The sequence below is a fragment of the Nonomuraea sp. NPDC049695 genome (assembly GCF_040674955.1).
Lineage (GTDB): Bacteria > Actinomycetota > Actinomycetes > Streptosporangiales > Streptosporangiaceae > Nonomuraea > Nonomuraea helvata.
Window position 1 is genome coordinate 1 of sequence record NZ_JBFANV010000112.1, and the last position, 16653, is coordinate 16653.

Sequence of the window (16653 nt, forward strand, 5' to 3'; positions counted from 1 at the left end):
TCCAGCCCGTCCCCGGCTCGAACCGCGCCGGCTTGGACAGCGCCAGCTCCACCAGTTCCTGCGGCCGGTAGGTCTTGAACCGGTTGTCCACCCACTCCTGGCCCGCCCAGACGATCCCCGGCACGTACTCGGGGTAGTAATCGCCGGTGAAGTTGAACACCCCGCTGGTGTGCTGCAGCAGCATCCGCACCGTGATCCGCCGGTCCAACCCGAACTCGGGCAGGTAATCATCCGCCGGGTCGTCCAGCCCGATCCTGCCCTCGGCCACCAGCTGCAGCACCAGAGTCGCGGTGAAGGTCTTGGTGTTACTGCCGATCCGGACATACCCGTTCGCCGGCGGCTTCGTGGCCCCGCCCAGCTCACGCACCCCGGCGCTGCCGGCCCACTCCCCCCGCTCATCGTTCACACGCAACTGCACCCCCGCGAAACCGGCATCGACGATCTCCTGGATGGCCTTCTGCAGCTCCGGGCGATCCTGCCCGGCAGCGGCCTGCGGCACGGCCCCGCTGCCCGCGCTGCCGGCCGAAGCGGCGTCGAGGGCTGCGGTGATCTTGCGGGCCATCTCCGCCAAGGTGGGGCTGGGTCGGCCCTGGTGGGTCTGGGCGCCCGCTTCGACGGCGACGATGACAGTGCGGCGGAAGTTGTCGGCCTCGGCCGGCGCCTGCTCCTTCAGCAAACCCATGGACGCTGTCAGGGCCGGCAGCACCTGATCGGCAAGCGCAGCGGTGGACTTGCCGCTCAGACCCTTCGGCGCCTTGGCCAGCACATGCCCGACCAAGCCAGTCGCAGACGTCAAGGCGATGGAACCCTCGGTGGCGACCTTGTGCGCCGAACCGGCGGCACCAGCAGCAGACATCAGCGAGACAGCGCCCCACGCGGCGATCCGCAGAGTGAGCTCGTCCTGCTCGGTCAGTGTGACGGACATAGTGGTGCGCTCCTTTTGATCTGTTATGAATTCAGCTGAACGGACCGATGGTGGAAGGCGGTCCTGTTGGTGCTCGGGGTATCTGAACGACATCCACCATCGCCGACCGCTCTGATACCGGACTGTTGCCGTCCTGACGCGGACGCTGACACCCGACACCGCATGGTCGACGGCGAGCGCGAAGGCTGCCCATTGGGTGTCGTGGGTCGAGGGCGGGCGTACCGGGCCGCGGGCTCGGTTTCAGTCGTCGATTGCCTGGTAGACCGTCGTCCAGAAGCCGTGGATAAGCCGCGGCGCATCCGCAGTGGACATCCCGATCTGGGTGGGCAGGACTCCGGTGACTTGTTTGTCCGGGTCGGCATAGGCTGAGGTGCCGGTTCCACCGTCCCAGCCGAACCGGCCTATGGACGCGAAGTCACCACGATAGATACGCACCGCCATCCCGAAGCCCCAGCCGCCGTGCCTGCCGAGGCTGTACGACTCCCGGAGCTTGGTCTTGGTGTCCCGAGCGGCCCTCTGCCTGGCCGCCGGTTGCCCGGAACCCCGGAGGTTGGCTGTACCTTCCGCCTCCTGCCTCGCCCACACCATGAACTCTCCTCGGCGTCGAGCCGCGACGGCCTGACTCGCGCACTTGTGCCGGCCGCCGCCGTGTGACAGCAGCGACCTGCTCACCGCGGCCATGCGCGGACCGCGCCATCGGACGAAGCGGCAGCCGGCGAAATCGGACCTCAATTGCCGACCGGAATCGGACCTGTCCATCCGTCCAATCCGCCATCAGCATGTTCATGGATGCCAATGACCCTGGAAGAGGAGGAGATCGTGGGACGGGCGATCGTGGACATCAGCCCGCCGCGGATCGGTCCCGGCGTCGGTGTGGAGTCGCCTTCCGGCGTGGCCGGGCAGCGGCTGATCTCCTCGAGCGGCTTGGGGGATGCCGAGCCGTCGCCCGTCAGGACAACGTGCTGACCGCTGTCCTGGACCACATCATCGCTCCGGGCGAGGCGTTGCATCACTTCATCAGTAATCGCTACAACATCACTTCATCAGCGGAAGAAATCATGACAACACTCTCCAAGACGCCCCAATCCGTCACGCCCAACACCTCCACGCGGCGCGCGCGAGCCCTAGGGGTCGGAGCCGCGGTGCTGTCCACCACCCTGCTGTGGCTCGCTGCCCTGGCGGTGAACATCGATCTGCGGGTCGACCCACCCGGTGACGGGCAACCAGCAATGATCGTCGGCCTGCCCGTCACCATCGGCTCCACACTCGTGTTGGCCCTGATCGGATGGGGCACACTCGCTGTACTGGAGCGATTCGTCCGCCGAGCAGGAACCATCTGGACCGGACTCGCCATCGCGGCCCTGATGTTGTCCTTCGTACCGATCCTCAGCGTCGAGGCCACTGCCGGCACCAAGACCGTGCTGTCTTTGATGCACCTGGCGGTCGCGGCCATCCTCATCCCGACACTGCGCCGAGGCACGCCGACGACCCGCAACGCCCTTACCTGAGCACTTGACCATCTTGGGCCGCCTGTGCGCGACGTCGCCGATCAGGATGAGTGCCGATTCCTTGCATATCGCCCGATCTTTCATCAATAACGGGTCTAATTACCCGGTGGCTAATGATCGTGGAGCTAGGTGTGGAGCTGCGTGACATCGAGATCTTCCTGACGCTCGCCGAGGAGTTGCATTTCAGCCGCACCGCTGAGCGTCTGCACATCACCCAGGCCCGGGTCAGTCAGGCGATCAAGAAGCAGGAGCGCAGCATCGGCGCCGCACTGTTCGAGCGCTCCAGCCGCCAGGTCCGCCTGACCCCCCTCGGTGAGCGGCTACATCGAGACCTGAGCGCCGGATACCGGCAGATCCTGCAGGGGATCGATGACGCGAGGAAAGCGGCCAGCGGCGTCTCCGGCACGCTGACATTGGGCACCATCGGCCCGCATTCCCTGGCCTTCGGTGACATCGTTGACCTGTTCGAGACCCGCCACCCTGGCGTCCGGCTTCAGCATCGCGAGATCCCGCCCCCTTCCCCGCTGGATCTGCTCCGTTCCGGTGAGGTCGATGTAGCGGTGTTGTGGTTACCGATCCGTGAGCCCGACCTCACCGTCGGCCCCGTCCTGAGCGCGTCCCCGGTGCTGCTGATGGTCGCCGCCACCCACCCCTACGCCGGACGGGAATCGATCTGCCTGGAAGACCTCGGCGACTGTGTCGTGGTCCAGGGCCAGAGGATCCCCCAATACCTGGAGGAGACCTTCAACCCCTATCACACCCCCGCCGGGCGGCCCGTGCGCCGCGGTCCCAAGATCTCCACCTGGCAGGAGGCCCTCACCGTCGTCGCCTCCGGCCAAGCCGTCGCCGGGGTCACGGCCGACATCGCCGACTTCTATCCCTGGCCGGGCCTGGCCTTCGTACCCATCCGCGACGCCCCGCCCTCCCAGTGGGCTCTGGTGTGGCGTACCGCGGCGGAGAATCCGTTGATCCAGGCCTTCGTACGAGCAGCCGCAGACATCGCCGCAGCAACAGACAGGCCGAGCGCGAAGACGCACGACAGGAGATGACCGCGGCGCGCCGGGAGCGCCGCGGCCTGGGCATCCAACGCCCGACACCGCCTCGCCCAGGCCCCAGTGCGCCGTAGCATCACGCAACACGCGGTCAGGGCCACGGTCGCCGATGACAGCGCCGCGACCAGCGGCCCGGTGCTCATGCCGAACCCGACGGGGGCGGCGCTCACCGGCACCGAACGCGCACGGGCCACCGGGATCGCGGCCGAGCGCCACCAGGGTGGTCAGAGCCGCCACCAGGATGCGCCCGGTGCCTCCTGTGCCCAGCCCCCTACCAGCTGCGGTCGCCGCCGCGCCACGGCCGAATCACGTCACCATGCTGCTCCCCCTGCCGACCCGGCTGCCGAAGCCGAGCGGGTGGCGTACGTCGGCTCCGGCGCGTGGTGACCGTGACGGGCCGGGGTGCGGGAGGCGATGTAGCCGTCGGGACGGATGAGCACAGCGGTGTCCTCGTGGATGTCATAGATGCCGTGCGCGTCGCCGTCGGCGTCGATGACCGTAGCCGGAGCGGCCGCCGCGGTGTCGGTGGTGATCCGGACCGTGCGCAGGGGAACGGCCAGGGAGTCGCCGACGGTGTCGTACGGTGCGGGGTGACCGCGGTCGAAGGTCAGCAGTGTCCAGTGCGGGCCGCGCAGCAGGTCGAAGATCCGGACCTTGTCACCGGAGGCGGGGTCGAGGCAGACGGCGTCGGGCGCGCGGTCGCCAGGACGTACACGGGCCTGTACGGATTGCGGCATGTGGTGGGTGAGCGGGCTGTCGGAGTAGGCGATGGTGAGCCCAGTGGTGAAGTCTCCGGTGAGGCCGCGCTGCGCTGACGACCCGTCACCCTTGGCGGCGGCACGCGTGATGGCCTGCAGCCGGGAGGTGCTGTCGTCGAGGACGGCACGCGCGACAGGGCGTCGCTCTTGTTCGTAGGTGTCCAGCAGCTCGGGATCGGCGCCGTCGAGGACGGCGGCGAGTTTCCAGCCGAGGTTGTAGGCGTCCTGGATACCGGTGTTCATGCCCTGGCCGCCGGCCGGTGAGTGGATGTGCGCTGCGTCCCCGGCAAGGAAGACGCGGCCGACCCGGTAGCGATCGGCAAGGCAGACGTTGATCTTGTAGAGCGACAGCCAGCTCGCGTCGGTGATGGTGACATTCGGCAACCCGGCTCGGATGGCGAAGACATCCCGGAACAGGTCGAGCGTTGGCTGGACGGGGTCCGGATCGTCGGCGGGGATGGACGCCTGGAACTGCCAGATGTCGGTGCCCGGCAGCGGGAACAGCGACAGGATCCCCTGCTCCGGGCTCATCCACAGGTGCTGGCAGTGCCGGTCCAGGCCTTCGATCCGCACATCCCCGAGCCACCACCGATGATCTCCGTAGGAGACGCCCTCCAGCCTCGCACCGATCTGCTCCCGTACGAGGCTGCGGCCGCCGTCGCAGCCGACGGCGTAGCGAGCGCGCACCCGCTGGCCGCCGGTGGCCGTCCGCACGGTCACCTCGACGGCGTCGCTGTCCTGCGTCACCGCGGTCACCGTCGCCCCCCACTCGACCGTGCCGCCGAGCTGGGCCAGGCGATCTCGCAGGATCTGCTCGAAACGGGGTTGCGACAGCCACACCGGCGCGTACGGAACCCCCGGATCCGTCATCCCCACGGCCGCCTCCACCGCTTCGGAGACCACCCGCTCGCGGTCATAGTGCCGGGTCGGCACATGCACCGCACCCACCCGCAGCACTTGGTCGACAACACCGAGATCGTCGGCGACCTCAAGCGCGCGTGGCTGGATCGTCTTGGCCCGCGACGCATTGCTGGGCATTTCGGCTCGGTCGAGCACCCGGCAGCTCACACCCCGGCGAGCAAGGTCGCACGCGAGGGTCAGCCCAGTCGGCCCGCCACCGATGATCAGCACATCTGCCGAGGCCACGTCGTTCGTAGTCATCCTTGTCCACCTATCTCAAGACATCTCGTATTCCCTGGACGGATCGGCCCCGCTCGATCGGATGGACGTACCATCGGGCAGAATTTCGCTCGAAGGCGGCGTGGCCGCCGCGATCATCTTGCGAGAGCACGATGATCGAGCCGCCGGACACGTGATGGAGCGCAGGGAACCCGGTCCTCAGCATCGAATACGCTCTCGACCGGAAACAAGAACAACTCTGGCAACTCAGTATTACGCGAGACTTATCGATCTCTGATTACGGATCTTCGTGATATGGAGATCTCATGCATCGGCCACGGCTGTACGTGGATCAGCATGCTGGCGCCGGTTGCGTGGTCACGTCCACGGGAGTGGTGTAGATCCGGCCCTGAACGGCGCGTCGCCTTCAACGACCGCGGGATCAAACCCAAGGTGCCTGTCATGCTGCGCCGGACTCTCGTCGAGCATGACAACGAGCCGACCGAGATCTCCTCGACCTGGTCGCCGGTTTCCGTGGCCGAAGGTACGGCGCTGGCCGAGTCGGAGGATCTGAAGCAGGGCGTTCGCCGGTACGTCGAGGCTGCGGCCGGCACTGCCCTCGATCACATCATCGAGCACATCACCGCCCGCAACCCGACCAAGGAGGAGCGCACGCTCCTCGACGTCAAGAGCTCAGCTACGCTGCTCACCGTCTACGCCGTCACCTTCGACGCCACGGGCAAACCCTGGGTCGTGGTCGAATCCGTGCTTCCCGGGGACCGTCAACGAGCTTGAGGACGCCTACTCCATTCGTTAGATCTCGGCGCACAGCCTTTGATCGACGGCCCGGCGGAACACACCCAAACCTGCTGGGCCGAATCGTATGATCCGCTTCATGCTGATCCCCCGAGCGGTTGCCGTGGTCGTAGACGGCACCCGAGTCCTGGTCATCAAGCGGTTCCTCCGGCGCAGCCCAGGCGTCACCTGCGCCATGTGCGACGCCGCAGGCTGGCAGGGCTCACCGTGTCCCGGGCACCACTACGCAGTCCTTCCGGGGGGCCATGTGGAGGATGGCGAGTCGTCAGAGAGTGCGGCAGTTCGTGAACTCCACGAGGAGACCACTCTCACTGGGGAGATCGACCGGTTGCTCTTCGCCAGCTCGCACAATGGCCGGCCCGCCTTTTACTTCCTCATGCGTGACGTCAACGGCGTCCCATCTCTCTCCGGCGAGGAGGCCGTGGAGCACGGGCCGGACAACAGCTTCGAACTCAGATGGGCGACGTCCGACGAGTTCGAGCAGCTGAACCTGTACCCCGTTGACGTGCGCAGGCCACTCACGGAGCTGCTTCGCGCTCCGAACTAGACGGTGGCGCGTTCCTGGATCGCTGGCTGCTGCACCTGCCCGGCCGATTTCCGATGGGAATCTGGACGACTACGAGGACACGGTACGGCTGCATCTGAGCCGAGCCTCGGCCGTCAAAGCGGAACAAGCTCAGCCTGGCCGGGGAAGTGAAAGGACTCGGACTTGGTCTTCACCACCAAGTGGGGCACGCCTATCGAGCCGCGCAATCTCAACCGGCCCTTCGACGCTCACGGTAGGAACGCCTCGGAGTCCCTCGAATCCGCGTCCATGACACCCGGCACACGTGCGCGTCGCTCCTGGCCGCGCTCGAAGTCCATCCACGCGTGGCCATGCGCATCCTGCGGCACTCGCAGATCTCCGTGACCATGAACGTCTACACCCAGATCCCATCGCCGGAAACACGCCTCAAAGCCGGCGAGGACTGGGCGGAGCACGGGCTGATGTTCCCAGCGGCTTTCGGCAACCCGTCCGACCCGGACACCTTCCCGCACCTGTTCTCACGACTGGCCAAGAGAGCTGGCCTCGGTCACTGGCACCCGCACGAGCTCCGCCACTCCGGCGCGTCGCTCATGCTCGCCCAGGGCACCCCGCTTCATGTCGTATCCGAAGTCCTCGGCCATGTCCGAAGTCCTCGGCCATGCCAGCATCGCGATCACCAAGGACATCTACGGACACCTGCTGGAGGGCGACCGCCGCGCCGCGACCGAAGCCATCTCCAGCGCTCTCCTGGGGAAACAGACCACGGTGGCTCCCAAGGTGGCTCCCGAAGCGTCGAAGACACCGCATGAAGATCGGAAAGCAGAAGGCCCCTGATGGCGTAATGCCTGATCAGGGGCCTTTCACTTGCAGAGCCGACGAGGGGAATCGAACCCCTGACCTTCTGTTTACAAGCCATTTCGAGATCATCCACAGCCGTCCACGACTCTCCGATCACCCAGCTCGCGCATCACCGTGAGGGTTGGCCCACCCACGAGCGTCCACGATTGTCCAAGGCCGTTGTTAGCATCAGCGTTAGCAAGATCATGACGTCGGGTCGCGGAACTCTACCGAGGCAGGGCCCTTTTGGGCTGCCATTCTCCGACGCCTCGCAAGGTACCGACCAATATGTCGGCCCTATGGGTAATGATCAATGACGCACGTGTCCCTGCGTCATCCAAGGAGTGTCATGGCTGCTACCGACGACGACGGATGGTGGATCGTCGGCTATGACGGGTGGTCAGACCTCGGCCTGATCCGTGACCGGCTCGCCGCGGGCGCTGATCCCAACTCTGGCGTGCGCATCTTTGACAAGCCGCTACACGTCGCGGCCGAGCAGGGATCGCCTGAAGTGGTCGCCGAGCTGGCTATGCGGGTCGACGACGTCGATGCGGAACATCGAGGCCGTACCGCGCTTTGGATGGCCGTGTTCGAAGGTCGCGTGGACAACGCCCGAGCCCTTCTCGCCGCTGGAGCGGACCCGTGGCGCCTCATGATGGACGGCTGGTCCCCCGGCCGTCTCAGTCTGGCCGGCCCCGCCCCTGACCTCTTCCCCGTCCCCTCTCCGGAGATCGGTCTGTCCGAGGCCGAGGCCGCCGCTGCGGCAGAAGCCAAACGCCTGATTCCCGCCCTGGGAGACTTCTATTACGGCGGCCTGAGCCTTGCCTGCGTGGCCGACGTGAGCGCGGCCGAGGCAACAGCACGTTTGGAAGCCGTACCTGCCGACAACGTGGACATCGACGTTCTTTACGAGGCCTGGTGGAACATCCCGGACGCCGACATGATCGTCGGCATTACGGATGTGCCCGGCGGCTGCGTCATCACCCAACCCTGGGGTTTCACCCCGTCCACACCCGGCGTCGTTGAGCGCGTCTCACAGGGCACGCTCTGCTACAGCATGTACTCCAATCCTAAAGGCGGCATCTTCGGGTACATCGCCCGAGACGGCGCGGTCGTAGCCTGGGAGCCGGACAGTGCCTACATGGTCCCCCCTGACGCTGTGGCCGACAAGATCCTCGCTGCCCACCTCTACCGCAACCAGCCTGTAGCGTTTTGCTGCGCTGGCGCAGGCCTGCGCCTGATGGACGCCCAGCCGATCACCGCACCCGGTACCTGGCTGCACCTGCCCAAGCAGGACTACTCAGCCTGATGTACGGACGGGATCTTCCCGGGACCGCGAAATCAGCCGGGTGCGGCTCTCCCTCAGTGAGTGCCTGAGCTGGGCTTTTGTAGACATGACTGTTTGATCCAGGAACCGCCTTTTACTGTGAGTGCAGACCCGTGAGGCGGTGGTGACGATGAGCTCGTTGCTCGAGGAACTGGCACGGCGCGAAGCCGCTGCCCGCCGGCGAATCGAGGAGATCCGCGAGCAGATCGCCGCGCTCACCTCACAGATGCAGGACGAGCAGGACCGCTTGTCACGGCTGACGATCACACGGGAGACCGTCGAGGAAATCCTGGGCGAAGCGGTCCAGCTGCTCGATGAGCCCAATGGACAGGCCGAGGCCGCCGACGCGGCCGGCACCGCGCCGTCGGCACAGCCGCCGGTGCTGGGTGTGGTGACGGTGCCGCACTGGCAACCCGGCATGAATACGGCGGTGCTGCCGCGCGCGTACCAGGACGCGGTGGAGATCATGGCCGATGCCGGGCGGGCGATACGGGCCGGGCAGATCGCGGTGGCGATGGGGTTGCCGGATGAGGCCGCCAAGCGGGAAGGGCTGCGTTCCAAGCTGAAGCGGCTGGTGGAACGCGGCTGGGCGAAGGAAGAAGGGCCGGGACTGTTCACGGTGACCGATCCGGTGGCCCGCGAGATGGCCGGGCAGGCTGGCGTGGCGTCACGAGACGCAATCGCGTCGTCACCGGGCGGGTGATTGTGGCGGGGCTCTCCCGCCGTCAGGTTCGAAGGTGCCACCCAATCGACCCCGACGAAGGAAGAGCCCTGTGCAGGCACCGTACGACACCGAGGCCACCGCTGACGTCTTTGCGAAGGCGAAGAACACATTCAACTGGCTCATCGGACACCTCACTGACGCGCAGACCGGGACACTTGCCCATAACCGTCTGGAGGAGACCATCACCGAGCAGGGCCGGGAGCTGCAGCGCCTGCTGCTGCAGGCCCACCTTGACCTGCGCGCGCTGCGCGAGCTGGAGCAGGTACGCCACGCCCGCCACCAGGACGGCGGCGCCGCGGGGGTGATCGGCGCGGACGGGGTGCCGCGGCGGCGGGTGGAGCTCGGGCACCACCGCCTGCTCGCCACGGTGACCGGGACGGTGACGGTCACCCGGTGCGCGTGGCGGGCCCCGGGCGTCGGCAACGTGTATCCGGCGGACGCGGCGTTATCGCTGCCGGCGGTGCGACACTCGGCCGGGCTGGCCAAGCTCGCGGTCATCGAGACGGTGCGCGGCTTGTTCGACGCCGCCCTGGCGGCGATCACCACACGGTGCGGTCAGGTGATCGGCAAACGGCAGATCGAGCAGCTGGTCGCCCAGGCCGCCGCCGATGTCGACGCCTTCTACGCCGCGCGAACCGTGCTGCCGTGCACGGCGTCCACGGTGCTGGCGATCAGCGTGGACGGCAAGGGCATCGCGATGCGCCCCGAAGCGCTGCGGCCCGCGACCGCGAAGGCCGCCGCCCGCGCCCGAGCCACGTTCCGGACGCGGCTGGCGGCCGGGGAGAAGCCGGCGCGCAAACGGATGGCGACGCTAGGGGTGGTCTACGACGCCGAACCGGCGCCGCGGCGGCCGCACGATGTGATCGCCGTCCCGGGCGGGCGATCCGGCCGGCGCCTGCCACGGGCCCGGCCGAACGCGACGCGCAAGTGGCTGTGCGGCTCGGTCATCACCGGCCCCGGCCCTGTGATCGTCAAGGTGTTCGACCATGCCGAGGCCCGTGATCCCGCGCACGCCCGTCCCTGGGTCGTGCTCGTCGACGGGGCCCGCCACCAGCTCGACCTGATCATCGCCGAAGCCGCCCGGCGCCGCATCCGCGTCCACATCGTGATCGATTTCGTGCACGTGCTGGAGAAGTTATGGGCTGCTGCGTGGAGTTTGCACCCGCCCGCGGCGCCGGCCGCGGAGGACTGGGTCGCCGGGCATGCCCTGGCCCTGCTGGCCGGGCACACCGGCCAGGTCATCACCACGCTGACCGCGCAGGCCGCCACAGCCGGCGCGCAGCACCGTGACGGCATCGACGCGTGCATCCGCTATCTGTCCAACAATGCCGAGCATCTGCGGTATGACCAGGCGCTGGAGGCGGGATGGCCGATCGCGACCGGGGTGGTCGAGGGCGCGTGCCGTCATCTGATCGCCGACAGGTTCGACCTGGCCGGGGCGCGGTGGGGCCTGACCGGGGCCGAGGCGGTGCTGAAGCTCCGCGCGCTGGTCGCCAACGGTCATCTGGAGGAGTACTGGACTTTCCATCTCGCCCGGCAACACGAGCGCGTCCAGCAGACCGGCTACCAGGACGGGTACGCCCTTACGGCTTGATCGCTTCAGTCACTCTGGAGGAGCCGAACCCATCTCGATTCGCACCCTGGCTCTGCCCTGCCTGGAAATGTCAGGGCGACTGGGCGTCCGCAGGACTTGACGTCTGCGGGGCATCCCACGGCGATCAGCGACTATGGCCGACCTGTTCAAGTTCCCAGGCCAGGCGACATCCGAGCTCCAAGCCTTACCTCTGGGCTCCGGCGAACGATAGATCCCACACCCGGACGGTGGTGTCGGCATGGCCTGTCACCAGGACGGGCACGCCACCGACCTCCGCCACTGTCAGCGACATCGCCGACATCAGCGGTTCGCCGATCTGCTCGCCGCTCGCCAGATCCCAGACGCGGGTGGTGTCGTCGTCGCTTCCACTGACGACGATCGCGCGTCCCCTCACCCAGGCAGTCGCCAGGTCGGTTACTCCGGAGGTGTGACCAGCCAGAGCAAGCCCGATGGGCTCCTCCTGGCCAACCTCCCAGACCTGGATCGTCGGGTCGTCGCCACCGACCACGGCGACCGCACGGCCCTCCAGTTCGATGACGGCGATAGCCTGGGCCGCGGGCCTGACGCCTTGCATGAGCGCTCCAAAACGTTCACCACTGAGAAGGTCCCAGGCCTCAAGCGTGCGGCTCTCGCCACCGGTCACGGCGATCGGACGCCCCCCGATCGTCGCGGCTCCCATCACCCCGTTTTCCCCGGTGGTCACGGCGTAGGCGCCCAGTTCATTGGTCAGGAGGTTCCAGGCCTGCAACAGGCCGGACTCGCTGCTGCTCACCGCGATCGGCCCAGCCTTGGACGGGACGACCGCCAGCGAGCAGACGGCCCCGACAGCCCCGTCGGCGGGGTCGCCCCCCGCCATCACTTTCCCCACCTTGCGGCCCGTCCGCAGGTCCCAGACCCGTACCGCGCCCGCGTACACGTCGGCGTCTCCAGTGTGACTGGACAGGTCATGCTCGTTGCCACCGGTGACGACGACCGGACGGCCGTCAAGTCGCGTCACCGTCATGACCGCGACGATGTGGCCCGCGGGAACCTTGGCATTCGGGTCCCCGAAGTCATCGCCCTCCTCCCAGCCCTGCTCGTGGTACCACTCGTCCTCAGGAGCCGCGGCCGGCAAATCCAACGGGACCACGGCACTTTCCCCGTCCGGGAGGGCCCACTTCTGAACGACTCCCCGGTCGTTCAGCCCCACCACGTGTGGGACACCGTCCAGCTCCGTCACGGCCACGCCGGTGATATACCGCTGTTCGTCGCCCGCGAAGCAATGCATCATGTGATCTTCAGTCATGGGGCAGCATCCTAGACATCTGTCAATCCCCTGGAAACGTGGAGACGGTTCTATGCCACAGCGGTCCTCAGCAGGGCCGATGAGGCTCGTCTCTTGTCGATCATGTGACGTTCGAATGTGATGGGCGGCAGCCCGTCGTTGGCACTGTGCCGCCGGCTGGTGTTGTAGAAGTCGGCGATCCAGGTGGCGATCTTCAGGCGCGCTTCGGCTCAGCGAACACCGTAAAGCACGTCCACACGGTGCTCCGTAAAGCCCTCACGGACGCCGTGCTCGTGGACGAGCTGCTTCCCAACAACCCCGCCGAACGGGCCAAGCTCCCACGCACCCAAACCACCGAACCGGGCATGATCTGGACATCCGCCCAGCTCCGGGCGTTCCTCTCCACAGCTCAGGAACACCGCCTGTACGCCTTCTTTCACCTGGCCGCCTACACGGGCGCTCGTCGCGGCGAGCTGCTCAACCTTCGCTGGACAAACGTGGGCCTGGACAAGCCCCAGATCCACATCACCGGCACGGCGGCAGTAATCGACCGCCAGCGAGTCGAGGGCACCACCAAGAGCGGACGTTCCCGCGTGGTCTCCCTCGACCCCGGCACGGCCAAGGTTCTCAGGGCTCACCGCGCCCGCCAGGACGAAGAGCGTCTCCGGCTCGGCGAGTCCTGGAAGGGCGGCAATGCGTACGTCTTCACCACCGGCTGGGGAGATCCGCTGTTCCCCGACACGCCCAGTTCCCTGATGCCCAAGCTCATCAAGACCCACAACAAGCAGAATCCGATAGCCCAACTCCCCCACGCCCGCCTGCATGACCTCCGGCACATCCACGCCACAACCCTGCTCCTTGCGGGCGTCCCCGTCCATGTCGTCGCGGCCCGCCTCGGCCATGCCGACCCCGCCATCACCCTGCGCGTCTATGCCCACGTGATCCACGAGCAAGCGGCCACAGCGGCCGAGATCTTCGCGCGAGAAGTGTGCGGATGACCAACTCAGTCATCGTGACCGAGGATGACCGCCGTCTGATCGGCTTCGAGCCATTCCAGATCCAGTGATGCGCCGCTTTCCATCTCGATGATCGCCATGGCACTCGCTTTGGAGAGCAGAGTGAAGGGCTCCGGGAGAAGGTGCAGTACATGGTCAAGGGCATGCGGGTCGGATCCGTACGCCGCAGCACAATCCAGGCCAGGCACCTCGACGAGAACGCGTCCATCAGCTGCGTAGAGGAGTCGATTGCCGCCGTTGACGTGCCACCCAAGGTTCCAGAGTCGGACTCCCTCGCTCAGCCGATCCATGAGTCCCGGCACCCACGAGACAACCTCTCCGACGTGGTCCAGCAGCATGATCGATGAGCCGCAGTCAGCGATATGAACCGCTGGGACGTAGAGCGGCCCCTCCCGCACATCCAACATTCGGATCTCCGCGCCGGGACCGGCGAGTCGCTCAGCGACGTCGGCCATGCTCAAGGGCTCGGCGAGGGACTGGATGGCAGTCCACGACATACCGACTTCGAGCCAGTGGTACTCGAGTAATCGGCGATAGTGATCCACGAGTTCGTTGAAGGGCATAGCCCAGATGATCGCACCCGTGTTAGCAAGGGTGTTAGCAAGATCTCGACATTGTCCTGACAAAGAGAAAGCCCCTGACGGCGTTAAGCCTGTTCAGGGGCCCTCTACTGCAGAGCCGACGAGGGGAATCGAACCCCTGACCTTCTGTTTACAAGACAGATGCTCTGCCGATTGAGCTACGTCGGCGCGGCCTACCAGTGTAGACGCTAGCGACGCCTGTGACGAGCGACTTCGTACAGCGCCACTCCAGCAGCCACCCCCGCATTGAGGGACTCGGCCGCCGCCTGCATCGGAATGCGGGTCACCACGTCGCATTGCTCCCGGACCAGCCGAGAAAGCCCCTTGCCCTCCGAGCCCACGACCACCACCAGCGGCTCGGTCAGCAGGTCGACGTCCTGGATGTCCGTCTGGCCGGCGCCGTCGAGGCCGATCACGAACAGGCCCGCCTCGCGGTATTCGCGCAGCGCCGCCGTCAGATTGGCCGCGCGGGCCACGCGCAGGGTGGCGAGGGTGCCTGCGGAGGTCTTCCAGGCCCCGCCCGTCACGCCGGCCGAGCGGCGGGAGGGGACGAGGAGGCCGTGGGCGCCGAAGGCGGTGGCGGAGCGGGCGATGGCGCCGAGGTTGCGCGGGTCGGTGACCGAGTCGAGGGCGACGATCAGGGGAACCTCGGCGGCGTCATGCGCCAGCTGCACCAGGTCGGACGGGTGCGCGTAGTCGTAGGCGGGGATCTGGAGTGCGATGCCCTGGTGGACGGCGCCCTCCGTCATGCGGTCGAGCTTGTCGCGGGTGACCTCCAGCAGCGCGATCCCGCGCTCCGCCGCGATCCTGATGGAGTCGCGTACGCGGTCGTCGTTGTCGAGGCGCTGGGCGATGTAGAGCGCGCTGGACGGCACGCCCGCCTGCAGGGCCTCGAGCACCGGGTTGCGGCCGCCGATGTATTCGGGGGCGTCCTCGGAGCGCCTCTGCCGCACTGGTGCGGTACGCCGCGTCCCCCCGCGCTCCTCGCGGGAGATGCGCTCGGTACGGGCCTTGTCCTTGTACCAGTGCCGCATTTCAGCAGGCGGGGTCGCGCCCTTGCCCTCGAGCGACCGGCGCTTCTGCCCCCCGGTGCCTTTGGACGGGCCCTTCTTCTTTGCGGGCCTGCCCGAAGCCCTACCGCCTGCTGCCATGCCACCAAGGGTACTCGGGCCGAAGGGCACCGAAGCCCACACTAAGAGCGGGACAGCTCCCAGCGGGGGCCGTGCGGGGTGTCCTCCACCGCGATCCCCGCCGCCGCCAGTTGGTCCCTGATCGCGTCGGCCGCGGCGTAGTCCTTGCGCTCCCTGGCCGCCTTGCGCTGCTCCAGCGCCACCGCCACCAGCGCGTCCACCACCGGCGACAGGTCCGATCCGGCCCCGCGCCACTGCGGGGAGCGCGGGTCGAGGCCGAGGACGTCCAGCATGTTCTGGGTCTCGGCGAGCAGCCGGGCCACGGCCTCCTTGTCGCCCCGCGACAGCGCCACGTTGCCCTCGCGCACCACCTCGTGCACGACCGCGAGCGCCTGCGGCGTGCCGAGGTCGTCGTCGAGAGCGTCCACGAACGCCTGCGGCAGGGGCGCGTCCGCGTCGACGTCGTGGATGACCTCGGCGGCACGCGTCACGAAGCCCTCGATGCGCTGGTACGCCGCCGCGGCCTCCAGCAGGGCCTCCTCCGAGTAATCGATCGAGGAGCGGTAGTGCGGCGCCGCCAGGTAGTAACGCAGCTCCACCGGCCGGACCTTCTGCACCATGTCGGGGATCAGCAGCGAGTTTCCGAGCGACTTGCTCATCTTCTCCGCGCCGATCTTGAGCATGCCGTTGTGCATCCAGTAGCGGGCGAACCCGTCGCCCGCCGCCTGCGACTGCGCGATCTCGTTCTCGTGGTGCGGGAAGATCAGGTCGAGCCCGCCGCCGTGGATGTCGAAGGTCGCGCCGAGGTACTTCGTCGCCATGGCCGAGCACTCCAGGTGCCAGCCGGGACGGCCCGGCCCCCAGGGGGTGGGCCAGGTCGGCTCGCCCGGCTTCTCCCCCTTCCACAGGGCGAAGTCGCGCGGGTCGCGCTTGCAGGACTCGTCGTCGGTGTCGGCCGCGGCCCGCATGTTCTCCAGCTTCTGGTTGGAGAGCGAGCCATAGCGGTCGGCGTACGACTGGACGTCGAAGTAGACGTCACCGCCGGACGCGTACGCGTGGCCGCGCGCGATCAGCCGCTCCATCAGCGTGATCATCTCGGGCACGTGCCCCGTGGCCCGCGGCTCGACGGTCGGCGGGAGGCAGCCCAGCGTGTCGTACGCCCAGGTGAAGGCCCGCTGGTTGCGCTCGGCCACGACGAACCAGGGCACGCCTTCCTCGGCCGCCACCCTGATGATCTTGTCGTCGATGTCGGTGACATTGCGGCAGAACGTCACGTCATAGCCGGAACGCGCCAGCCAGCGCCGGAGCACGTCGAAGTTCACACCTGAGCGGATGTGCCCGATATGCGGAGGAGCCTGCACGGTCGCCCCACACAGGTAAATCGACGCCCGGCCGGCTTCGACCGGAACGAATTCACGGATGGCGCGCGTACTGGTGTCGTAGATGTGCAGGCTCACGAAGGCTAGGCTAACGCCT

The 16653-nt window shown here is 67.4% G+C and carries 17 protein-coding genes, 1 tRNA gene and 1 pseudogene; 11 read left to right on the plus strand and 8 right to left on the minus strand.

Annotated elements, in window-relative coordinates; translation table 11 throughout:
* The coding region (locus tag AB0J64_RS49790; protein ID WP_364043932.1) for a serine hydrolase domain-containing protein at positions 1-925 on the minus strand (925 nt) is incomplete at its 3' end.
* A gap of 240 nt (positions 926-1165) precedes the next feature.
* Positions 1166-1513 (minus strand): serine hydrolase, encoded by a 348-nt coding sequence (locus tag AB0J64_RS49795; RefSeq protein WP_364043935.1) that lies wholly within the window; start codon positions 1511-1513, stop codon positions 1166-1168.
* Positions 1514-1714: 201 nt separating this feature from the next.
* Here AB0J64_RS49795 and AB0J64_RS49800 point away from each other — a divergent pair, with 201 nt between their 5' ends.
* The 3 genes from AB0J64_RS49800 to AB0J64_RS49810 all read left to right on the plus strand — a co-directional run bounded on the left by AB0J64_RS49800 (position 1715) and on the right by AB0J64_RS49810 (position 3482).
* Positions 1715-1891, plus strand: a complete 177-nt coding sequence (locus tag AB0J64_RS49800; protein ID WP_364043938.1) for a hypothetical protein — start codon at positions 1715-1717, stop codon at positions 1889-1891.
* Positions 1885-2433 (plus strand): DUF6069 family protein, encoded by a 549-nt coding sequence (locus AB0J64_RS49805; protein ID WP_364043941.1) that lies wholly within the window; start codon positions 1885-1887, stop codon positions 2431-2433. Before AB0J64_RS49800 ends, AB0J64_RS49805 begins: the two co-directional genes overlap by 7 nt.
* A gap of 131 nt (positions 2434-2564) precedes the next feature.
* On the plus strand, positions 2565-3482 hold the full coding sequence (locus tag AB0J64_RS49810; RefSeq protein WP_364043944.1) for a LysR family transcriptional regulator: 918 nt from the start codon (positions 2565-2567) through the stop codon (positions 3480-3482).
* A gap of 314 nt (positions 3483-3796) precedes the next feature.
* Here AB0J64_RS49810 and AB0J64_RS49815 read toward each other — a convergent pair whose 3' ends face one another.
* Positions 3797-5404 (minus strand): FAD-dependent oxidoreductase, encoded by a 1608-nt coding sequence (locus tag AB0J64_RS49815; protein WP_364043947.1) that lies wholly within the window; start codon positions 5402-5404, stop codon positions 3797-3799.
* 315 nt (positions 5405-5719) lie between these two features.
* Between AB0J64_RS49815 and AB0J64_RS49820 the strand changes: the two genes are divergently transcribed.
* The 7 genes and pseudogenes from AB0J64_RS49820 to AB0J64_RS49850 all read left to right on the plus strand — a co-directional run bounded on the left by AB0J64_RS49820 (position 5720) and on the right by AB0J64_RS49850 (position 11186).
* On the plus strand, positions 5720-6157 hold the full coding sequence (locus AB0J64_RS49820) for a UTRA domain-containing protein (RefSeq protein WP_364044015.1): 438 nt from the start codon (positions 5720-5722) through the stop codon (positions 6155-6157).
* Between the two features lie 100 nt (positions 6158-6257).
* On the plus strand, positions 6258-6725 hold the full coding sequence (locus AB0J64_RS49825; RefSeq protein WP_364043950.1) for an NUDIX domain-containing protein: 468 nt from the start codon (positions 6258-6260) through the stop codon (positions 6723-6725).
* Positions 6726-7165: 440 nt separating this feature from the next.
* A pseudogene (locus AB0J64_RS49830) lies at positions 7166-7288 on the plus strand (tyrosine-type recombinase/integrase); the annotation flags it as partial.
* A 55-nt stretch (positions 7289-7343) separates the two neighbouring features.
* Positions 7344-7538, plus strand: a complete 195-nt coding sequence (locus tag AB0J64_RS49835; protein ID WP_364044018.1) for a hypothetical protein — start codon at positions 7344-7346, stop codon at positions 7536-7538.
* 352 nt (positions 7539-7890) lie between these two features.
* Positions 7891-8850, plus strand: coding sequence for an ankyrin repeat domain-containing protein (locus AB0J64_RS49840; RefSeq protein WP_364043953.1), 960 nt, complete (start codon positions 7891-7893; stop codon positions 8848-8850).
* A 121-nt stretch (positions 8851-8971) separates the two neighbouring features.
* Positions 8972-9571, plus strand: coding sequence for a hypothetical protein (locus AB0J64_RS49845; protein WP_364043956.1), 600 nt, complete (start codon positions 8972-8974; stop codon positions 9569-9571).
* A 70-nt stretch (positions 9572-9641) separates the two neighbouring features.
* Positions 9642-11186, plus strand: a complete 1545-nt coding sequence (locus AB0J64_RS49850; RefSeq protein WP_364043959.1) for an ISKra4 family transposase — start codon at positions 9642-9644, stop codon at positions 11184-11186.
* 184 nt (positions 11187-11370) lie between these two features.
* On the opposite strand, the gene AB0J64_RS49855 is transcribed toward AB0J64_RS49850, so the two are convergent.
* A complete protein-coding gene (locus AB0J64_RS49855; protein ID WP_364043962.1) occupies positions 11371-12471 on the minus strand; it encodes a hypothetical protein in 1101 nt (366 codons plus the stop codon).
* A 239-nt stretch (positions 12472-12710) separates the two neighbouring features.
* Here AB0J64_RS49855 and AB0J64_RS49860 point away from each other — a divergent pair, with 239 nt between their 5' ends.
* The gene (locus AB0J64_RS49860) at positions 12711-13448 is read left to right on the plus strand and encodes a site-specific integrase (RefSeq protein ID WP_364043965.1); all 738 of its coding nucleotides are present in this window, start codon (positions 12711-12713) and stop codon (positions 13446-13448) included.
* A 5-nt stretch (positions 13449-13453) separates the two neighbouring features.
* On the opposite strand, the gene AB0J64_RS49865 is transcribed toward AB0J64_RS49860, so the two are convergent.
* The 4 genes from AB0J64_RS49865 to cysS form a co-directional block, all read right to left on the minus strand.
* Complete coding sequence (locus AB0J64_RS49865; protein ID WP_364043968.1) at positions 13454-14029, minus strand: hypothetical protein; 576 nt, start codon at positions 14027-14029, stop codon at positions 13454-13456.
* A 113-nt stretch (positions 14030-14142) separates the two neighbouring features.
* A tRNA-Thr gene (locus tag AB0J64_RS49870) sits at positions 14143-14215 on the minus strand.
* A gap of 20 nt (positions 14216-14235) precedes the next feature.
* Positions 14236-15198 carry a 23S rRNA (guanosine(2251)-2'-O)-methyltransferase RlmB gene (rlmB, locus tag AB0J64_RS49875; RefSeq protein WP_364043971.1) on the minus strand — a complete coding sequence of 321 codons (963 nt, stop codon included), beginning with the start codon at positions 15196-15198 and terminating at the stop codon, positions 14236-14238.
* 41 nt (positions 15199-15239) lie between these two features.
* Positions 15240-16634 (minus strand): cysteine--tRNA ligase, encoded by a 1395-nt coding sequence (gene cysS, locus AB0J64_RS49880; protein WP_364043974.1) that lies wholly within the window; start codon positions 16632-16634, stop codon positions 15240-15242.
* Between the last annotated feature and the right edge of the window lie 19 nt (positions 16635-16653).